At 57.5% G+C, this 18,731-nt stretch carries 21 protein-coding genes and 1 tRNA gene; 6 read left to right on the top strand and 16 right to left on the bottom strand.

The genetic code is table 11. From position 1 onward, the window contains the following. The 15 genes from E0F99_RS07135 to E0F99_RS07065 all read right to left on the bottom strand — a co-directional run. A partial coding sequence (locus tag E0F99_RS07135; protein WP_278045758.1) for a secretin N-terminal domain-containing protein occupies window positions 1-1,104 on the bottom strand: 1,104 nt, incomplete at its 3' end. Between the two features lie 390 nt (window positions 1,105-1,494). Then, the gene (locus tag E0F99_RS07130) at window positions 1,495-1,728 is read right to left on the bottom strand and encodes a hypothetical protein (RefSeq protein ID WP_083360264.1); all 234 of its coding nucleotides are present in this window, start codon (window positions 1,726-1,728) and stop codon (window positions 1,495-1,497) included. 96 nt (window positions 1,729-1,824) lie between these two features. Then, a complete protein-coding gene (sctL, locus tag E0F99_RS07125) occupies window positions 1,825-2,415 on the bottom strand; it encodes a type III secretion system stator protein SctL (protein ID WP_083360263.1) in 591 nt (196 codons plus the stop codon). Continuing rightward, window positions 2,393-2,974, bottom strand: coding sequence for a type III secretion protein (locus E0F99_RS30380; RefSeq protein ID WP_083360262.1), 582 nt, complete (start codon window positions 2,972-2,974; stop codon window positions 2,393-2,395). The genes sctL and E0F99_RS30380 overlap by 23 nt, the downstream gene beginning before the upstream one ends. After that, on the bottom strand, window positions 2,967-3,752 hold the full coding sequence (gene sctJ, locus E0F99_RS07115) for a type III secretion system inner membrane ring lipoprotein SctJ (protein ID WP_083360261.1): 786 nt from the start codon (window positions 3,750-3,752) through the stop codon (window positions 2,967-2,969). Before sctJ ends, E0F99_RS30380 begins: the two co-directional genes overlap by 8 nt. Window positions 3,753-3,756: 4 nt before the next feature. Beyond that, on the bottom strand, window positions 3,757-4,113 hold the full coding sequence (locus E0F99_RS07110; protein WP_083360260.1) for a hypothetical protein: 357 nt from the start codon (window positions 4,111-4,113) through the stop codon (window positions 3,757-3,759). A 448-nt stretch (window positions 4,114-4,561) separates the two neighbouring features. Continuing rightward, window positions 4,562-5,500: a sigma 54-interacting transcriptional regulator gene (locus E0F99_RS07105; RefSeq protein ID WP_083360259.1), complete on the bottom strand. Its 939-nt coding sequence runs from the start codon at window positions 5,498-5,500 to the stop codon at window positions 4,562-4,564. Between the two features lie 300 nt (window positions 5,501-5,800). Continuing rightward, window positions 5,801-6,901: a redox-regulated ATPase YchF gene (ychF, locus tag E0F99_RS07100; RefSeq protein ID WP_083360258.1), complete on the bottom strand. Its 1,101-nt coding sequence runs from the start codon at window positions 6,899-6,901 to the stop codon at window positions 5,801-5,803. A 21-nt stretch (window positions 6,902-6,922) separates the two neighbouring features. After that, entirely contained in the window at window positions 6,923-7,507 is a 585-nt protein-coding gene (gene pth / locus E0F99_RS07095; protein ID WP_083360257.1) for an aminoacyl-tRNA hydrolase, read from the bottom strand. 168 nt (window positions 7,508-7,675) lie between these two features. Continuing rightward, window positions 7,676-8,275 (bottom strand): 50S ribosomal protein L25/general stress protein Ctc, encoded by a 600-nt coding sequence (locus tag E0F99_RS07090; RefSeq protein WP_083360256.1) that lies wholly within the window; start codon window positions 8,273-8,275, stop codon window positions 7,676-7,678. Between the two features lie 139 nt (window positions 8,276-8,414). Then, entirely contained in the window at window positions 8,415-9,356 is a 942-nt protein-coding gene (locus tag E0F99_RS07085) for a ribose-phosphate pyrophosphokinase (RefSeq protein ID WP_003208392.1), read from the bottom strand. Window positions 9,357-9,402: 46 nt separating this feature from the next. Further along, window positions 9,403-9,477 (bottom strand) — tRNA-Gln (locus E0F99_RS07080). Window positions 9,478-9,513: 36 nt separating this feature from the next. Then, window positions 9,514-10,317: a 4-(cytidine 5'-diphospho)-2-C-methyl-D-erythritol kinase gene (ispE, locus tag E0F99_RS07075; protein ID WP_083360255.1), complete on the bottom strand. Its 804-nt coding sequence runs from the start codon at window positions 10,315-10,317 to the stop codon at window positions 9,514-9,516. Between the two features lie 58 nt (window positions 10,318-10,375). Further along, window positions 10,376-10,993 carry a lipoprotein insertase outer membrane protein LolB gene (lolB, locus tag E0F99_RS07070; RefSeq protein ID WP_083360254.1) on the bottom strand — a complete coding sequence of 206 codons (618 nt, stop codon included), beginning with the start codon at window positions 10,991-10,993 and terminating at the stop codon, window positions 10,376-10,378. Between the two features lie 4 nt (window positions 10,994-10,997). Continuing rightward, entirely contained in the window at window positions 10,998-12,722 is a 1,725-nt protein-coding gene (locus tag E0F99_RS07065) for a tetratricopeptide repeat protein (RefSeq protein WP_083360253.1), read from the bottom strand. Between the two features lie 182 nt (window positions 12,723-12,904). Between E0F99_RS07065 and hemA the strand changes: the two genes are divergently transcribed. The 6 genes from hemA to E0F99_RS07035 all read left to right on the top strand — a co-directional run bounded on the left by hemA (window position 12,905) and on the right by E0F99_RS07035 (window position 18,271). After that, complete coding sequence (hemA, locus tag E0F99_RS07060) at window positions 12,905-14,194, top strand: glutamyl-tRNA reductase (protein WP_083360252.1); 1,290 nt, start codon at window positions 12,905-12,907, stop codon at window positions 14,192-14,194. Next, window positions 14,191-15,273, top strand: a complete 1,083-nt coding sequence (prfA, locus tag E0F99_RS07055; RefSeq protein ID WP_083360251.1) for a peptide chain release factor 1 — start codon at window positions 14,191-14,193, stop codon at window positions 15,271-15,273. Before hemA ends, prfA begins: the two co-directional genes overlap by 4 nt. Further along, window positions 15,274-16,104: a peptide chain release factor N(5)-glutamine methyltransferase gene (gene prmC, locus E0F99_RS07050; protein ID WP_083360250.1), complete on the top strand. Its 831-nt coding sequence runs from the start codon at window positions 15,274-15,276 to the stop codon at window positions 16,102-16,104. Further along, a complete protein-coding gene (locus E0F99_RS07045) occupies window positions 16,098-16,853 on the top strand; it encodes a molybdopterin-synthase adenylyltransferase MoeB (RefSeq protein WP_083360249.1) in 756 nt (251 codons plus the stop codon). Before prmC ends, E0F99_RS07045 begins: the two co-directional genes overlap by 7 nt. After that, the gene (gene murI / locus E0F99_RS07040; RefSeq protein WP_083360248.1) at window positions 16,846-17,640 is read left to right on the top strand and encodes a glutamate racemase; all 795 of its coding nucleotides are present in this window, start codon (window positions 16,846-16,848) and stop codon (window positions 17,638-17,640) included. The genes E0F99_RS07045 and murI overlap by 8 nt, the downstream gene beginning before the upstream one ends. Window positions 17,641-17,752: 112 nt before the next feature. Next, entirely contained in the window at window positions 17,753-18,271 is a 519-nt protein-coding gene (locus E0F99_RS07035) for an acyloxyacyl hydrolase (RefSeq protein ID WP_083360247.1), read from the top strand. Window positions 18,272-18,404: 133 nt separating this feature from the next. Here E0F99_RS07035 and E0F99_RS07030 read toward each other — a convergent pair whose 3' ends face one another. Beyond that, entirely contained in the window at window positions 18,405-18,710 is a 306-nt protein-coding gene (locus E0F99_RS07030; RefSeq protein ID WP_047543652.1) for a YkgJ family cysteine cluster protein, read from the bottom strand. Between the last annotated feature and the right edge of the window lie 21 nt (window positions 18,711-18,731).

The raw sequence follows: 18,731 nt of genomic DNA, 5'->3' as shown, positions 1-18,731 counted from the left end.
CCATCCACTCCCCGGCGCCATTCGTGTGTCGCTACTGAATCTACTGTTGCCCCAATTGACGCCGAATTCGCGCAGTTGAGTGCGTTCGTTATCAAGAATGATTGCATCGATTTCCACCATTTTGCGCGCCACGTCGAGCTGAGTAATCAGCTCGCGGTACATCGCCTGCCGTTCCGGAAGGTCATAGATCAATACGGCGTTGTTGCGCACATCGGCTTCGACGCGGATTCTGCCGGCAGACACCGGTACTCGTGGGGTGAGTGTCGCGCCGGTTTCCAACTGCCCCTGGTTCGCTGTCTGCCCAAGCATTTGCCCCAATAGTGGGTTGTTCAACCGGGGAAAGTTGGGTGTGATGGGAGAGGGCTGTGAGCGGCTTGGAGGCGTTGTCGAAAGGGAGGAGGCTGACCGAGGCTCCAATAATCCACGCAGCATGCTGGTAACGCCTGGGATGGTTATTTTGTCGCCGCGATAATCTATCTGGCGATCCCCTGCGTTGGCGAATTTCAGCGGGTAGCTGAGCACGCTCTGCTTCTCGTCGGGTGTTTTACGCTGGCTGCTGAATTGCTTGACCTGTTCGATGTAGCGCCTGGGACCAGAGACCAGCACAACCCCATCATCAGGCAGTTCACCCCAGCCGAAACGGCTATCGAGCAAGCCGATATCGGTCAGGGCCCGCTTGAGGTCCGCGACGGTCTCGGAAGAGACCTCCAGGCGTGCAGACTCTTGCAGATCGAGAGTGCTGATATAGAGGGTATTGTTGTACAGGTACCACTGGAAACGGTGTTCCACCGCCAACCTGTCGAGCATTGACTGGGGGGTATTGGCGCGTATCTTGCCATTGACCGTCCCGTCCAGGAGGCCGTCCACTTGCAGTTGGGTGCCAAACGTCTGCGCAAAATCCTCCAATACATCGCGTAGGGGCTTATGCTCAGCCTCATAGGCGTAGGCGGTATTTTTCCACTCGGAGGGAATGGCGGCTAGGGTGCTGTGCAGCGGCGCCAACAACAAGGGCAGCGCGAGCAAACAGCGCCAGTGAGCGCGTTTTACCAGGGCGGCAGGCGAGTTTAAGCGCAAGCCTTGGTGCTTGTTGATCTTGCTATACATGACAAGTTCTCTGTTTCAGTGCGGTAGCTTACGTAGGGGAGTGGGCTGCAAATCGCACCCAGCCTTAGTCAGGCGCGCAGTTACGCCACGCCAGGCTTCGCGTTGGTTGAAAAGGGCTTCCACGACATTCAACAGGTACTCCAGCCTGAAGTTTCTTGGCGGGCATTACACGGGCCAGAGGTGACCCGCGCCTGGCGCTAAGACACGTGCGCCTTGGACATGCGCCAGGCGGGACTGAACGAGATGACACCACAACGGCAACGGAGTTTTTTGGTTTGGACGGGGCAGTTGGGTGCGTAGCAACGTACGTTGACCTTGTCATCCTGTTCGAACAGCTGAAAGCGCGGTCTGCGACCACTCAAACAGTCAGCCAGATAGTGCTGTGAGTCACTAAACGACATTTATGGCGCTTTTAAACGTTTCGTGCTGGTAGCTGACGTAGGCCCCGGCCACCGTATAGTTGACACTGTCGTTCATCTTCGCTTGCACAAGTTTGTCGAAGACCCTTGAGAGCTCTTCTTCTCCCCCCCCGTTTGAAATGTCCTCATCGATTTCTTTGGACACTCTATCGGAACGGGCTTGCTGCCTGTAGATACTATTAAGAAAGCGGGCGTCACTATTCATCGCATTAACTCCAGTGGGGGTCTACTCCTATGTGGCACCTGATGGATGACCAGTTCCCTCCACGGATTAATTTGTTAGAAAAAAATAAAAGCGTTGTTACTTGTACCGACCTTCGGGGGGGATGATCACCAGGTTGTCGACGGCATCAGTCCAGTTGATGTGAAACCCGCCATCTTCTGTTTCAAGAATCAGCGACCTCGCGGCGAGCCCGTCCTCGACGCGCAGTGCCCATGGCACATTGCAGTGTCTGCTCAACCATTGCTCGACATGTTCGCGGTCCGAGGGGTTACACAGTAAGTTCGCCTCGACAGTTGGGAATTGGGCCGCTAACAGCTTATTGAGCAGTACAGTAAGGCGTTGAGCGGGTACGGTCTCTTCCAGCAAGCTTCGGATAGCTGTGTTGATGACTGAGCTGGCGGCAGTTTCCAATTGATCGAACATCGCTTGTCGCTCTGACTCCCAGCGATGAAGTTGGGCATTGGCACGCTGCCAGAACTCATTACTTGCACTTTCCAGTATGTTCTCGCACTGGCTTTCGGCTTGACGTATCAGCGCCTCTGCTTGGGTTTCGGCTTGTTCAAGGATGTGACGGGCCTGGGTATATTCGGCAAGCATCTCCCGAGGAATCAGGGCTGTCGACAGGTCGTGAGAGCGGGCGTGCAGCTCAATTCTCTGGGTGCAAAACATGGTTGGATATCTCGCGAGAGGCGCGCAGCGCATCATCTATGGAGGTAGAGGTTGCACGCCAAATAGCGGCTTGCCACAGAATGTCCAGGCGGCCTTGAGTGTCCCCCAGCTTTGGGTACTGCTCTAATTCAAGCACCCTCTGGCGGGCAAAGCTCAAGCGCAGGCGCTGCCATATAGCGGGTGGGACCCACGCGCGCAGATAGTGCAAGGGGTCGTCAATGCTCAACGGTGTTGGGCCGGGTGGCAGCGCCTTGGCCAAGCGCTGGCACCAAAGAAGCTGTGCTTGACTCAATCGACTGTCGTGCGGCGCGTTGTAGACCTCATTGACGAGTGCGAGTATGAGGTCTTGTTGTTGCGAGCTTGTCATCACCAGTTGCAGCAAGGCCGCAGACATGGGCGGGGGAAGTTCAGGTTTGATGCCGAACAGGTTGCTCGCCCGGACATGATGGCTGCGAGAAAGCGCCGCTGTATCTATAAAACCCGTTAGCGTAAGCCAGTCGATGTGGGCGCTCTCCCATGGGCGGGCCCACCATGTCACCCAGCTAAGATCATCACTCATTAACGTGTGCTATCTCAGGCGCTGGTGCCGAAGCGAGCTTTACCCTGCGGCGCCAGACCAGCCAAGCACCGGCACCCAGCAAGAGCGCGAGCACCGGCACGAAAGTGCTGATAAGCCAGATACCGAGGTCTTGTTCTGGCACCAGGAAAGGGCCGAAGTAGGCAAGCTGTTGTTTTTCTATGTAGGCCGTGGCCGGTACGAAAACGACGGTCAGCTTTGTTGTGTTGTCTATCGCTGAGGCCATGCCGGGGATACTGCTGGCCACCAACCTGCGCACTCGCGCATTGATATTGTCAGGGTCCAGCCGCGGGTCGTGCTTGATGAATATAGAGGCGGATGCCGGTTGTACGGGCTCTCCGGGTGCTATCCGCTCAGGCAACACCACGTGTACCCGTGCGACGAGTACACCGTCTATATTAGATAAGGTCGCCTCCAGCTCTTGTGACAGTGCATAGATGTAGCGCGCGCGCTCTTCAAGTGGGGTAGAGATGACCCCCTCCTTGCGAAAGATCTCCCCTAAGGTCGAGCGTGCAACCTTGGGCAGCCCAGCAGCGTCCAGGGTACGAACGGCTCGATTGATGTCACTTGCTTTAACGCGCACAGCGACGCCGTCTTTTCCCGGAATCTTTTGGGCACGGATCTGCTTGTCTGCCAGTTCCGCGATGACTTCATTGGCTTCCTGTTCGGAAATATTGCGATGGAGTTCTACACTTTCACCGCAGCCGGTGAGCAACAGCGCCAATGAAAAAAATAACAGGGTGCTTAGGCGGCGGTACATGCATCTACCCCATGGTTGAAATTTTATCGCAGGCTTTTGCGATTGCGCCGACTACTTTGACTTGCGAGATCACATTGACATGCGATTCGGCAAGCAATTGGGGGAGCTCGCTCATACGCTTGTTCTTGCTAGCGTCCCGAAACCCTTTGGAGAGACGCGTCGATGTTGCCGTCGACTCACTAGCGCCCCAGACTGAGTCGGTAGAGGCTACGGCGCGTGGGCTTCTTTTATCGGGCTGATCGGTCTTGCTCATTTCGGCCTGGAAAAAATTGAGGTCAGAAGAGCGATGACTCTCAACAGGCGTATCCGACCCTGTGTTGATCTTTGCGTTCGTTGCGAAGTCTGCGTGGGTGATGAGCATATGTCCCTCTTTCGAAAGTATTAAATGTGTTGACCCACGTTAAGTAAAAGCCCCCTCAACCTGTGAGTTGAGAAGGCTTGAACTACTTAGTAACGTACAGCTTTGGAGTTGGCCATCGATGCGTTCTGTTTAGCGATTTTTCGATCCTCCTCGGTTTTTTCTACGCCATCCCAACCCTTTTGTTCTTGGATTGCTTTTGCAGCTGCGTCTTGTGGGCTGCTACCTACGCCACCTAGTGCCATGATTCACCTCTTGAACTTTAAATAAGATTGGATAGCGGCTGATCGCTATCGGTCGTTTATGAGCGACATTGAAATCGCTCATTGAATATGTGGCCTACAAGATATAAAGCGTTCCAATTCTGACGGAGGAGGGTTGTGTATAATTATTTCGTGATATTTTTCTTTCGGCATGACGTAACAGGAGGTGCAGTAGGCAATTTCCGGCGTTACGTCCAAGCGCTTTGTGCCAGCTGTACTTCGAGTTGTTTCATCCGGTAATAGAGAGTGCGCTTGGCGACCTTCAGCTCAACAGCCACGCTATCTACACAGTGCTCGTTACGGCGCAGCGACTCTTCAATCAGTGCCTTTTCAATTTGCTGCAAGCGTGCTTTCAGGCTCATTTCGCTGTGTTGCTGGTTGCTCAGAGGCAGTGAAAGCGGTGGTAGGCCCAGTACGAAACGTTTGGCTGTCGAACGTAGCTCACGCACGTTGCCCAACCAAGAGTGACACAACAGCTGTTGCAACAACTCGCCAGGCGGGGTCGGGGCAGGGCATTTGAAATGGCTCGCTTCTTGTTGGACCATCGCCAGGAACAAGGGAATAATCCGCTCTCTTTGGTCCCGCAGGGCGGGGAGTTGGAGGCTGACGACGTTCAGGCGAAAGTACAAGTCGCGCCGGAAGGTGCCCTGCTCGACCATTTGGTGCAGTGACTGCTGCGCCGACGCAATGACGCGCATATCTACCGGGATAAAGCGGGTTGAACCCAATCGTTCCACCCCGCGCGACTCCAGCACCCGAAGTAGTTTGGCTTGCAGGTTTAATGGCATGCTGTCGATCTCATCGAGGTACAAGGTGCCCAGATGAGCGGCTTCGACAAAGCCTGCCCGCGACTGCATGGCCCCGGTAAAGGCGCCGCTGTTTACGCCGAACAATTGGCTTTCCGCGAGGCTTTCCGGGATGGCCGCACAGTTCACAGCAACGAAGTTACCTTTTCGCCCCGATAGACGATGAACCCGTTGGGCCAAGGTATCTTTGCCTGTGCCGGTCTCGCCGAGCAGCAGGATGTCAATATTGAGGGATGCGGTGCTGTTAAGCGTGCTTTCAATGTCTGACCCTTCAATGATTGAAAGGTCCGTTTCAATTTCCCTGGGGTAGGAGTCCGACATCAAGTAGGTGCTCCATTATCACTGTGTAGTATTCAGGAAGCGGTCAGCAGTACGAGATTATAGATTTTATATGCTTATCTTAAAGTAGGAACTTGCGCGGATGGTGTAGGAGAAATTAGTTATGTTTGGGGGGTATCTGTCTCAAGTGTTTATACGGTAAAGGTTGGAGGGTTAATAAGGAAAGTCTTAAAGGATGAGTCGGTTGGATGTAAATGGTGCTGTTTGGCTGAAACAGTCGCCCACAAAAAAGCCGATGCAATGCATCGGCTTTTTGTTTGCGGTGACAACCGCAGGCGTTACTTATACGTTGAAACGGAAGTGCATCACATCGCCGTCTTTGACGATGTATTCCTTGCCTTCCAAGCGCCATTTACCGGCTTCCTTGGTACCGGCTTCGCCCTTGTATTGGATGAAGTCGTTGTAGGCGATGACTTCGGCACGGATGAAGCCTTTCTCGAAGTCGGTGTGGATCACGCCGGCAGCCTGTGGCGCAGTGGCGCCGACTTTTACGGTCCAGGCGCGGACTTCTTCCACTCCGGCGGTGAAGTAGGTCTGCAGGTGCAGCATTTCGTAGCCAGCGCGGATCACGCGGTTCAAGCCAGGCTCTTCCAGGCCCAGGGCCTCGAGGAACATGTCTTTCTCTTCGCCATCATCCAGTTCGGCAATTTCTGCTTCGATCTTGTTGCACACCGGCACCACGATCGCGCCTTCTTCCTCGGCGATGGCCTTGACCACGTCGAGCAATGGGTTGTTCTCGAAACCGTCTTCAGCGACGTTGGCGATGTACATCACTGGCTTGGTGGTCAGCAGGTGGAAGCCTTTGATCACCGCTTTTTCGTCGGCATTCATGCTCTTCATCAGGCTGCGCGCTGGCTTGCCAGAGGTGAAGTGAGCGATGAGCTGCTCCAGCAGGCCTTTCTGTACCACTGCATCCTTGTCGCCGCCCTTGGCGTTACGCGCGACTTTCTGCAACTGCTTTTCGCAGCTGTCGAGGTCGGCGAAGATCAGTTCCAGGTCGATGATCTCGATGTCGCGTTTCGGGTCGACGCTGTTGGAAACGTGAATCACGTTCTCGTCTTCAAAGCAGCGGACCACGTGGGCGATGGCATCGGTCTCACGGATGTTGGCCAGGAACTTGTTGCCCAGGCCTTCACCTTTCGACGCGCCGGCCACCAGGCCTGCGATGTCGACGAACTCCATGGTGGTCGGCAGGATGCGCTTAGGGTTAACGATAGCCGCCAGTTCCTGCAGGCGCGGGTCCGGCATGGCCACGATACCGCTGTTGGGTTCGATGGTGCAGAAGGGGAAGTTCTCCGCCGCAATACCGGACTTGGTCAAGGCGTTGAACAGGGTGGATTTGCCGACGTTGGGCAGGCCGACGATGCCGCAATTGAATCCCATGGTGTTTCCCCTCGGTAAGAGTCAGGCCTTCTGGCTGTGCAGGTTTTTCATCGCACGGTTCCATTCACCGGCGAAGATATCCGGCAGCACGCCGAGGGCAAAGTCGATGCTGGCATCGAGTTTTTCCTGTTCGGCGCGTGGCGCACGACCCAGGACGAAATTTGAAACCATACTGGCAACGCCTGGGTGGCCAATGCCGAGCCGCAGACGGTAAAAATTATTCTGATTACCCAACTGCGCGATGATGTCGCGCAGGCCATTGTGCCCGCCATGCCCGCCGCCGAGCTTGAGCTTGGCAACGCCGGGTGGCAGGTCCAGTTCGTCATGGGCCACCAGGATTTCTTCGGGTTTGATCCGGAAGAAGCCCGCAAGCGCCGCGACAGCCTGGCCGCTGCGGTTCATGTAGGTGGTGGGAATCAGCAGACGAACATCCTGACCCTGATGCGAAAAGCGTGCGGTCAGGCCAAAATATTTGCGATCGGCCACCAGGTTTACACCTTGGGCGTGGGCGATACGCTCAACAAAAAGGGCCCCCGCGTTATGCCGGGTCTGTTCGTATTCGGCGCCTGGATTTCCCAGGCCAACGATCAGTTTAATGGCAGTCACGACAGGGGCCCTTCCTTTGGAGTTGTGGATAACATCGCCGCAACCAGCGTACGGCGAAAGTGGACAACAAAAGATCATTTACTCAAGAGTAAACGCCGCGTTATCGCCCGCTTTCTCGCTACGTTTCGGTCCGCGATGTTTCCTCAAGCTCCGGCAATACAGAGTGAATTACTCTGCAGCGCCTTCTTCAGCTTCTGGTGCAACGCGTGGAGCGTGAACGTTTGCAACAGCTTTGTCATCACCGTGAGCCAGTGCGACAAACTCAACGCCTTTAGGGGCTTTGAGGTCGGACAGGTGGATGATGTCGCCGATTTCAGCAGCCGACAGGTCGACTTCGATGAACTCAGGCAGGTCTTTCGGCAAGCAGGTCACTTCGATCTCGGCAACAACGTGCGAGATTTCGCCGCCTTTCTTGACCGGAGCAGCTTCGCCAACGAAGTGCACAGGCACGATAGCGGTCAGTTTCTGACCGGCGACTACGCGAACGAAGTCAGCGTGCAGCACGTGGCCTTTAGCTGGGTGACGTTGCAGGGCCTTGATGATGACGTTCTGCTTGGAACCACCAACGTTCAGCTCGATGATGTGGCTGTAAGCCGCGTCGTTTTCGAGCAGTTTGGCGATTTCTTTAGCCAGCATGCTGATGGATTCAGGGGCTTTTTCGCCACCGTAAACTACAGCTGGAACCAGGCTTGCGAGACGACGCAGGCGGCGGCTCGCACCTTTCCCCAGGTCGGAACGCAGTTCAGCATTCAAAGTAAATTCGTTCATGTTGTATCTCCAAAATAACCACATTCGCCCCAGCGTTTGCGACCAGCGCTAAAGGCGATATGGGCAAAAAAGCCCCGCCCCAACAGTAGGTTGGGGCGGGGCGCTTTTCGTCAGTGGGATGTTTCGTAAGGTTTGACCCTTAACGGAACATCGCGCTGATCGATTCTTCGTTGCTGATGCGGCGAACCGCCTCGGCAACTACCGGTGCGATATCCAGTTGACGGATACGCGAACAGGCTTGAGCTGCTGCGGACAATGGGATGGTGTTAGTCACCACCAGTTCGTCCAGCATGGAGTTCTCGATGTTCTCGATCGCTCGGCCCGACAGCACAGGGTGTGTGCAGTAGGCGAAGACTTTTGCAGCGCCGTGCTCTTTCAAGGCTTTTGCCGCGTGGCACAGAGTGCCGGCGGTGTCGACCATGTCATCAACCAGAATACAGGTACGCCCTTCGACATCACCGATGATATGCATCACTTCAGAGTGATTGGCTTTCTCACGGCGTTTGTCGATGATCCCGAGATCAACGCCCAGGGATTTGGCAACAGCCCGTGCACGCACGACGCCGCCAATGTCCGGGGACACGATCATCAGGTTTTCAAAGCGCTGGTCTTCAATGTCATCCACCAATACTGGGGAGCCGTAGATGTTATCTACCGGAATATCGAAGAACCCCTGGATTTGGTCAGCGTGCAGGTCAACCGTGAGAACACGGTCAATGCCTACCACGGTGAGCATATCAGCCACGACTTTCGCGCTGATAGCCACACGTGCGGAACGCGGACGGCGATCCTGACGGGCATAACCAAAGTAGGGGATTACAGCTGTGATTCGAGTCGCTGAGGAGCGGCGGAAGGCATCAGCCATCACGACGAGTTCCATCAGGTTATCGTTGGTCGGAGCGCAAGTCGGCTGAATAATGAATACGTCTTTACCGCGGACGTTTTCATTGATCTCGGCTGTAATTTCGCCGTCGGAGAATTTACCGACAGAGATGTCACCGAGAGGGATATGCAGCTGACGTACGACACGTCGAGCCAGATCGGGGTTGGCGTTCCCCGTAAAGACCATCATCTTGGACACGCGCAGTACCTAGAGGCTGAGGGTAACCTGGATGAGTATTAGAAAATGGCAGGGGCGGCTGGATTCGAACCAACGCATGGCAGGATCAAAACCTGCTGCCTTACCGCTTGGCGACGCCCCTGTATCTGTTGCAACGAGTACCCAGTACTCGGTTCCTTTAGAGCAGACTTTGCAGCTTGCGATGCAACATCGAAACGTTGCTTCCCTTTGCTACAAACCCTGTAAGGGTCTCTGTAAGAAGGGCCGAGACTTTATCAGCTTCAGCTTTGCTTGGGAAGCCCCCAAACACACAACTTCCAGTTCCGGTTAATTTTGCTTCGGTAAATTTACCTAACAAATTCAAAGCGTTACGTACCTCTGGATAACGCCTTGCGACAACCGGTAAGCAGTCATTTCGACTGTTTCCCTTGGGAACGGGGCGCACTTTAATGGGAGGAGAGTTACGTGTCAACAGTGGATCTGAAAAAATTTCTGCTGTACTTACAGATACTTGCGGAACAAGCACGACATACCACGGCTCTTCGGGGTATTCCGGGGTGAGTTTCTCGCCCACGCCCTCGGCAAAAGCGGCGTGCCCGCGTACGAAAACCGGGACGTCGGCGCCCAGTGTCAGTCCCAGCGTGGCCAGGCGATCGTGGTCCCAGCCCAGTTGCCATAAATGATTCAGGCCAAGCAGTGTGGTCGCAGCATTTGAACTGCCGCCACCGATCCCACCGCCCATAGGCAAAACTTTATCGATCCAGATGTCGATGCCGAGTGGGCACCCGGATTGTTGTTGAATTTTTTTCGCGGCCCTGACAATCAGGTTGCTGTCGTGGGGCACGCCTTCGAATTCGGTATGCAGCCGGATCACGCCGTCGTCACGTACGGCGAAGGTCAGTTCATCGCCGTAGTCGAGAAATTGAAACAGTGTCTGCAGCTCGTGGTAGCCGTCTTCACGGCGACCGAGAATGTGCAGCATCAAATTCAGTTTAGCCGGGGAGGGCAGGACTAATCCGCGCTTTTCTAAAACAGACACGTTATTGCCCCAGCTTGCGCGGTTGCCAGTCCTTGATCACCAGCGTGACGTCAAGGTCGGTGCCGTGCAGTTTGATGCGCTCGGGCAACCAATAACCGCTTTGTTGCACGTAGCTGAGGTATTCGACTTGCCAGCCATCCTGCTCCAGGGTGGCCAGGCGGCTGTCGCCGTTGAGGCTCAGACGGCTTTTGCTGTCCGGTGCGGGCAAACCGCGAACCCACCAGACCAGGTGCGAAACCGGCAGCTTCCAGCCCATTTGCTGTGCCAGCAATTCTTCCGGCGACGCCGCTTCATAGCGTCCCTGGTTGGCCACTTCCAGGCTCACTTGTCCCGGGCGCCCCGTCAGACGCGCCGCGCCTCGGCCCAGTGGGCCGGACAGGCGAATGTCGTAATAGTCCTGGCGTTGCAGCCAGAACAAGGTGCCGCTGCCGGAATCTTTCGGCGCGCGAACCCCGACCTTACCTTCGATCTGCCAGCCGTCGATGCTGCTGAGCTGGTCCTTGTGCTGTTTCCATTGCGCCGGGTTGCCCTGACCTTCAACGGATTCGCGGCTGCCGATACCCGCGCAACCGGCGAGCAAGGCGATGAAGCTGAAAACAATAACGTGGCGCAAGAACATAAGCTTAAAGGGTCTCGGATCCGGTCAGGCGCTTGATGGTGCCGCGCAGGATGGGGCTGTCGGGTTGTTCCTTGAGGAACTTCTCCCAGATTTGTCGCGCTTCGCGCTGTTTGCCATTGGCCCAGAGCACTTCGCCCAGGTGAGCGGCTACTTCCTGGTCGGGGAAGCGTTCCAGTGCCTGGCGCAACAAGCGTTCGGCTTCGTCCAGGTTGCCCAAGCGGTAATTCACCCAGCCCAGGCTGTCGAGTACGGCCGGGTCTTGCGGGTTGAGCGTGTGGGCTTGTTCGATCAGCACCTTGGCTTCGGCGTAACGCGTCGTACGGTCAGACAGGGTGTAGCCCAAGGCGTTCAGCGCCATGGCGTTGTCCGGGTCGCGTTTGATGATCAGGCGCAGGTCTTTTTCCATCTGCGCCAGATCATTGCGTTTTTCCGCCTGCATGGCGCGGGTGTACAGCAGGTTCAAATCGTCGGGGTATTGCAGCAAGGCTTGCTGCAGCAACTTCCAGGCGCGTTCGCCCTGCTTGTTGGCCGACAAGGTTTCGGCCTGAATCAAGTACAGCTGGATTGCGTAGTCGGGTTCTGCATCGCGCGCAGCCGCCAGGCGTTTTTCCGCTTCATCGGTGCGGCCATTACTCATCAGGATATCGGCTTGGCGCAATTGGGCCGGCAGGTAGTCATTGCCGGGGCCGACCTGGGCGTACTCCAGCAGCGCAGCCTGCGGGTCGTTACGCTCTTCAGCGATACGGCCGAGGTTCAGGTGCGCCGAATCGACATGGCTTTCGCGTTGGATCAGCTCTTCCAGATAACCCTTGGCCTCGTCCCAGGCCTTGGCTTCCAGGCACACGAGTGCCAGGGAATAGCGCAATTCATCGTCGTCCGGGTATTGCTGAACCAGGTTGGCGAACTGCACTTTGGCGTCCTCCATGCGGTCCTGCTCAACCAGCGTGCGCGCATACGTCAGGCGCAGACGCTTGTCGTCCGGGTATTTGTTGATGCTTTTTTCCAGCAGCGGAATCGCTTCCTTGCCGCGATTGAGGTTCTGCAGCAAGCGTGCGCGCAGCAAAATAGGGGCAATCTCACCGTCTTCCGGCGGGTTCTGCTCCAGCAGCTTCAGCGCGGCGTCGGTTTCGTCATCCTGTTGCAGCAGCAACGCCTTGCCGAAAATCAGTTGGCTGTTCTTGGGGTGTTTTTGCAGCAGGCGGTCGAAACTCTTCATCAGGCCGTTGCGCGTATCCTGGTCGGTGTCGGCAGCCGACAGCGCGAGGAAGTCGAAATGCGTGTCGCCCTTGCCCTGCAGGACTTTCTCCATATAAACCATGGAGTCGTCATAGCGCCCCGCGCGCGCCAGTTGAATGGCGGCTGCCCGCTGCGCTTCGAGGTCACTCGGCGCGTTTTTCGCCCAGATCAGTGAGGTATCCAGCGCGGCCTGGTCAGCGCCCAGGTATTCGGCGATGCGAAACGCGCGCTCCGAAATGCCCGGGTCCTGGGTATTGATGGCCTGGGTCACGTAGTTATCCAGGGCAATATCGAAACGATTGCGCTGGCCGGCGAGTTCCGCGGTCAGCAGGCTGTAGATCGTTTCTTCAGTGAACGAGGAATAAACCTTGGGCTTTTCAGGGGCGGGGGTGCTGTCTTCGACCGGCGGCGTACCGTCTGGCGACACGGGTGCCAAGGCCTGGCAGCCGCTGAGGAAGACAAAAGCAAGGAGCAACGCGGAAGATCTATTCATATAGGAAGAGGACGACTAACCTGCGGTCGGATCATCATGACACAAGCCTTCGGCCAAACATAACCGAGTCTCAGTTGGCGCCTTTATAGGCACAAGCTACTAGGACAATAGACGACGGTGGTTGTTCTGGGTCTTTCGAAGTAGGACAATTGTCGGCTTCCCGACATCATCAGCGATATTGAATGGCCTTCCTCGCACTCGGTATTAACCACAAGACTGCATCTGTAGACGTGCGCGAGCGCGTGGCGTTTACGCCAGAGCAGTTGGTTGAGGCCTTGCAGCAGCTCTGCCGGCTCACCGACAGCCGCGAAGCTGCGATCCTTTCGACCTGCAATCGCAGTGAGCTTTATATAGAGCAGGAACATCTTTGCGCGGATGTGGTGCTGCGCTGGCTGGCCGATTACCACCATTTGGACCTTGATGACCTGCGCGCCAGTGCCTATGTGCACGAAGAGGATGCGGCAGTTCGTCACATGATGCGCGTCGCCTCAGGGCTCGACTCGCTGGTGTTGGGCGAACCGCAGATCCTCGGCCAAATGAAATCCGCCTACGCCGTGGCGCGTGAGGCCGGTACCGTCGGGCCACTGCTGGGCCGACTGTTTCAGGCCACCTTCAATTCGGCCAAGCAGGTGCGCACCGACACGGCCATCGGTGAAAACCCGGTGTCCGTCGCGTTTGCCGCCGTCAGCCTGGCCAAACAGATTTTCAGCGACTTGCAGCGCAGCCAGGCCCTGCTGATCGGCGCTGGTGAAACCATCACCTTGGTCGCCCGTCATCTGCATGAGTTGGGTGTGAAGCGTATTGTGGTCGCCAACCGTACGCTGGAGCGCGCTAGCATCCTGGCCGAACAGTTCGGTGCTCACGCGGTGTTGCTGTCAGACATTCCGGCCGAACTGGTGCGCAGCGATATCGTGATCAGCTCCACCGCCAGCCAGTTGCCGATTCTCGGCAAGGGTGCGGTCGAGAGCGCGCTGAAGCTGCGCAAGCACAAACCGATCTTCATGGTGGATATCGCCGTTCCCCGGGACATCGAACCGGAAGTCGGCGAGTTGGACGACGTTTACCTGTATAGCGTCGACGATTTGCACGAAGTAGTCGCCGAAAACCTCAAGAGCCGTCAGGGCGCCGCTCAGGCCGCCGAAGAAATGGTCAGCGTCGGCGCCGAAGACTTTATGGTGCGCTTGCGTGAACTGGCGGCAGTCGATGTGCTCAAGGCGTATCGTCAGCAGGGTGAACGCTTGCGCGATGAAGAGTTGATCAAAGCCCAGCGTTTGCTGGCCAACGGCAGCAGCGCCGAAGACGTGCTGATGCAACTGGCACGTGGCTTGACCAACAAGTTGCTCCACGCCCCCAGCGTTCAGTTGAAAAAGCTTACCGCCGAAGGCCGCCTCGATGCGCTGGCCATGGCCCAGGAACTCTTTGCCCTCGGTGAGGGCGCGTCAGATAGCTCTTCGGATAAAAAATCGCAATGAAAGCGTCACTGCTCAATAAACTGGACGTGCTCCAGGACCGTTTCGAAGAACTGACCGCCTTGCTCGGCGATGGCGAAGTCATCGCCGATCAGACCAAGTTCCGTGCCTATTCCAAGGAATACGCCGAAGTTGAGCCGATTGTGGCCACCTACAAGCACCTGACCAAGGTGCAGGCCGACCTCGAGGGCGCCCAGGCGCTGCTCAAGGACAGCGACCCGGACATGCGCGAAATGGCCGTGGAAGAAGTCCGCGAAGCCAAGGAAAAACTGGCTGAGCTGGAAGGCGACCTGCAACGCATGTTGCTGCCCAAAGACCCTAACGATGGGCGCAACGTTTTCCTCGAAATCCGCGCCGGCACCGGTGGCGACGAAGCGGCGATCTTCTCCGGCGACCTGTTCCGCATGTATTCGCGTTTTGCCGAGCGTCGCGGCTGGCGTGTCGAAATTCTGTCCGAGAACATCGGTGAACACGGCGGCTATAAAGAAGTCATCGCCCGGGTTGAAGGCGACAACGTCTACGGCAAGCTCAAGTTCGAATCCGGCGTGCATCGTGTGCAGCGCGTTCCGGCGACTGAATCCCAGGGCCGTATCCACACCTCGGCGTGCACCGTGGCCGTATTGCCCGAGCCGGACGAGCAGGAAGCTATCGAGATTAACCCGGCGGACTTGCGTGTCGACACCTACCGCTCATCGGGCGCCGGTGGTCAGCACGTCAACAAGACCGACTCGGCGATCCGCATCACGCACTTGCCTTCGGGCATCGTGGTGGAGTGCCAGGAAGAACGCTCCCAGCACAAGAACCGTGCGCGGGCGATGTCATGGTTGTCGGCCAAGCTTAACGACCAGCAGACCAGCGCCGCCGCCAACGCGATTGCCAGCGAGCGTAAGTTACTGGTGGGCTCGGGCGACCGTTCCGAGCGTATCCGTACCTACAATTTTGCCCAGGGTCGGGTCACCGATCACCGGGTCAACCTCACGCTTTATTCCCTCGACGAGATTCTCGCCGGTGGCGTTGACGCGGTCATCGAGCCGTTGCTCGCCGAGTACCAGGCCGATCAATTGGCGGCGATAGGTGAATAAATGACCATCATTGCCAGCCTCCTGCGTGCTGCCGACCTGCCCGACTCGCCCACCGCGCGCCTGGATGTGGAACTGTTGCTGGCCGCTGCCTTGGGCAAATCGCGCAGCTATTTGCACACCTGGCCGGAAAAAATCGTCAGCAGCGAAGCTGCGCTGACTTTTGCCGACTATCTGCAACGCCGCCGTGGCGGTGAGCCGGTGGCGTATATCCTCGGGCAGCAGGGCTTCTGGAAGCTGGACCTGGAGGTCGCGCCCCACACGCTGATTCCGCGTCCGGAAACCGAGCTGCTAGTGGAGGCTGCGTTGGAGCTGCTAGCTGGCACGCCGGCCAAGGTTCTTGACCTGGGCACCGGCAGCGGCGCCATCGCGCTGGCCTTGGCCAGCGAGCGCCCGGCTTGGCAGGTCATCGCGGTTGATCGCGTGTTGGAAGCGGTGGCGCTGGCCGAACGCAATCGCCAGCGGCTGCACCTGAAAAACGCCACGGTCCTAAACAGTCATTGGTTCAGCGCTCTGCAAGGTCACAGCTTCGACCTGATCATCAGCAACCCGCCGTACATTGCCGACAATGACCCGCACCTGGTGGCAGGCGATGTGCGTTTTGAACCGGCCAGCGCGCTGGTGGCGGGCCGTGATGGCCTGGACGATTTGCGCCTGATCATCGCCCAAGCCCCGGCCCACTTGAATGCCAGCGCTTGGCTGTTGCTCGAGCATGGCTACGATCAGGCTGGGGCCGTGCGTGATCTGTTGTTGGACGAAGGCTTTGAAGCCGTACACAGTCGCCTCGACCTCGGCGGCCACGAACGCATCACCCTCGGACGCCGCCCGTGCTGACCGATCAGGAGCTGTTGCGCTATAGCCGACAGATTCTGTTGCAGCATGTCGACATCGACGGCCAGTTGCGCCTTAAAAACGCCCGCGCGCTGATCGTCGGTCTGGGTGGTCTCGGCGCACCTGTCGCGCTGTACCTGGCCGCCGCCGGCGTGGGTGAATTGCATCTGGCTGACTTCGACACCGTTGACCTGACCAACCTGCAACGTCAGATCATCCATGACACCGACAGCGTCGGGCAGACCAAAGTCGATTCGGCTTTACGTCGTCTCACCGCGATCAACCCGGAAGTCAAACTGCTCGCCCATCGCACTGCGCTGGATGCTGACTCACTGGCGGCCGCGGTAGCCGCGGTGGATGTGGTCCTCGATTGCAGCGACAACTTTTCGACCCGCGAAGCGGTCAACGTGGCCTGCTTCGCTGCCGGTAAACCATTGATCAGTGGCGCTGCGATTCGCCTTGAGGGCCAACTGTCGGTGTTCGACCCGCGCCGCGCCGACAGCCCGTGCTACCACTGTTTATATGGGCACGGCAGCGACACCGAACTGACCTGCAGCGAAGCCGGCGTCGTTGGCCCATTGGTGGGCGTGGTCGGCAGCCTGCAAGCGCTGGAAGCCTTGAAACTGTTGGCGGGCTTCGGTGAGCCATTGGTCGGCCGCTTGTTGTTGATCGATGCGTTGACCACACGCTTTCGCGAATTACGCGTCAAGCGCGACCCTGGCTGCAGCGTCTGCGGGACGCAGCATGGTTAAGAGCGCGCCCATCGGTGTGTTTGATTCCGGTGTCGGCGGCTTGACCGTGCTGGACGAAATTCAGCAGTTATTGCCCCATGAGTCGCTGCTGTACGTGGCTGACGGCGGCAATATTCCGTATGGCGAGAAAACCCCGGCATTCATTCTTGAGCGCTCCCGGCGCGTTGCCGAGTTTTTCCGCGAGCAGGGCGCCAAGGCCTTTGTGATTGCCTGCAACACCGCGACCGTGGCGGCCGTCGCCGATTTGCGCCAGGACTACCCCGATTGGCCGTTGGTGGGCATGGAGCCCGCAGTCAAACCGGCCGCCGCCGCCACCCGCAGCGGCGTGGTGGGTGTGCTCGCCACCACCGGCACTCTGCAAAGCGCCAAGTTCGCCGCCTTGCTCGACCGTTTTGCCACCGACGTGCGCGTGATTACTCAGCCCTGCCCGGGCTTGGTGGAGTTGATTGAAAGTGGCGACCTCAATAGCCCCGAACTGCGTCAGATGTTGCGCGGCTATGTCGAGCCGCTGCTCAGCGCCGGTTGCGACACGATTATTCTCGGCTGCACCCACTATCCCTTCCTCAAACCGCTCCTGGCGCAACTGCTCCCCCCAAGCATCATCCTGATCGACACCGGTGCCGCCGTGGCGCGTCAGCTCATGCGTCTGCTGGGCGAGCGTGACCTGTTGGCGACCGGCAATCCTGTGCCTGTCCAGTTCTGGACCAGCGGTCACGTCGGCCACCTGAGAAATATCCTACCGACACTATGGAAACATCCTGGAGTTGTGCGAAGCTTCGACGCGTGAAAATTTTGTGAAATAACGCAATAAGACGCTGAACTTCTGGATCTGCGTCGGCTTCTATAGCGAGTTAGTCTGTAAAAAAACATACAACTTCGTTCTCAAAGGACTGTTTCTTATGAAGCGCTGGTTCTGTTTGGCTGCGTTTGCGGCCGTGGTGGTAGGACACTCTGTTTCGGCCCAGGCCGCCGGCCTGGAATTGGGTGTGGGGAGCACCAGCGATTCGACCATGACCTATCGGTTGGGGCTAACGTCGGATTGGGATAAAAGCTGGTGGCAGAGCGACACAGGCCGACTGACCGGCTACTGGAGCGGCGCCTACACCTACTGGGATGGCGACAAACGCGCCAGTGTCAGCAGCCTGTCGTTCTCGCCGGTGTTTGTGTATGAGTTTGCCGGCGAGTCGGTAAGGCCTTACATCGAAGCGGGGATCGGCGTGGCGGTGTTCTCACGCACACGGGTTGAAGACAACAATATCGGCCAGGCCTTCCAGTTCGAAGACCGCCTGGGCTTTGGTTTGCGCTTTGCCGGTGGGCATGAAGTGGGCATCCGCGCCACGCACTATTCAAACGCGGGCATCAGCAGCAATAACGACGGGGTAGAGAGTTACTCGTTGCACTACACCTACCCGTTGTAAGCCATCAGGCACCTGCTGACTAGTGTGGAAGCTGGCTTGCCTGCGATAGCATCACTTCGGTGTAACCGATAGACCGAGGTGTCTGCATCGCAGGCAAGCCAGCTCCCACAGTTGATTAGCGCCACATTCAGGTTCAGCGATACGCCGTCGCAATCCCTTCACGCTCGGTCAAGCACTCCGGCGCGCCCATCTCGAACTCCCGGCAGATGAGCGGTCGTCGCTCGTAAATCGTGCACATCATCGTGTCCCGATCCAGCGCCGCACACCAGCCGTCATCCAGGCGCAGCATGACTTCGCCGCCCCAATCGTCGGTATCGATATAGCGTTCCGGCACGCCGGTGTCGGTGATCAGCATGACTTCCAGCTGGCAGCAGCAGGCCGCGCACGTCGAGCAGGTGACGACGGGTTCGGTGATTTGAGTGTGAGGGATGTTGGTCATAGGCGCGCAGTGTAAGGCAAG

It is taken from the genome of Pseudomonas antarctica (assembly GCF_900624995.1).
Lineage (GTDB): Bacteria > Pseudomonadota > Gammaproteobacteria > Pseudomonadales > Pseudomonadaceae > Aquipseudomonas > Aquipseudomonas antarctica.
This window is presented reverse-complemented; position numbering and strand designations above follow the sequence as displayed.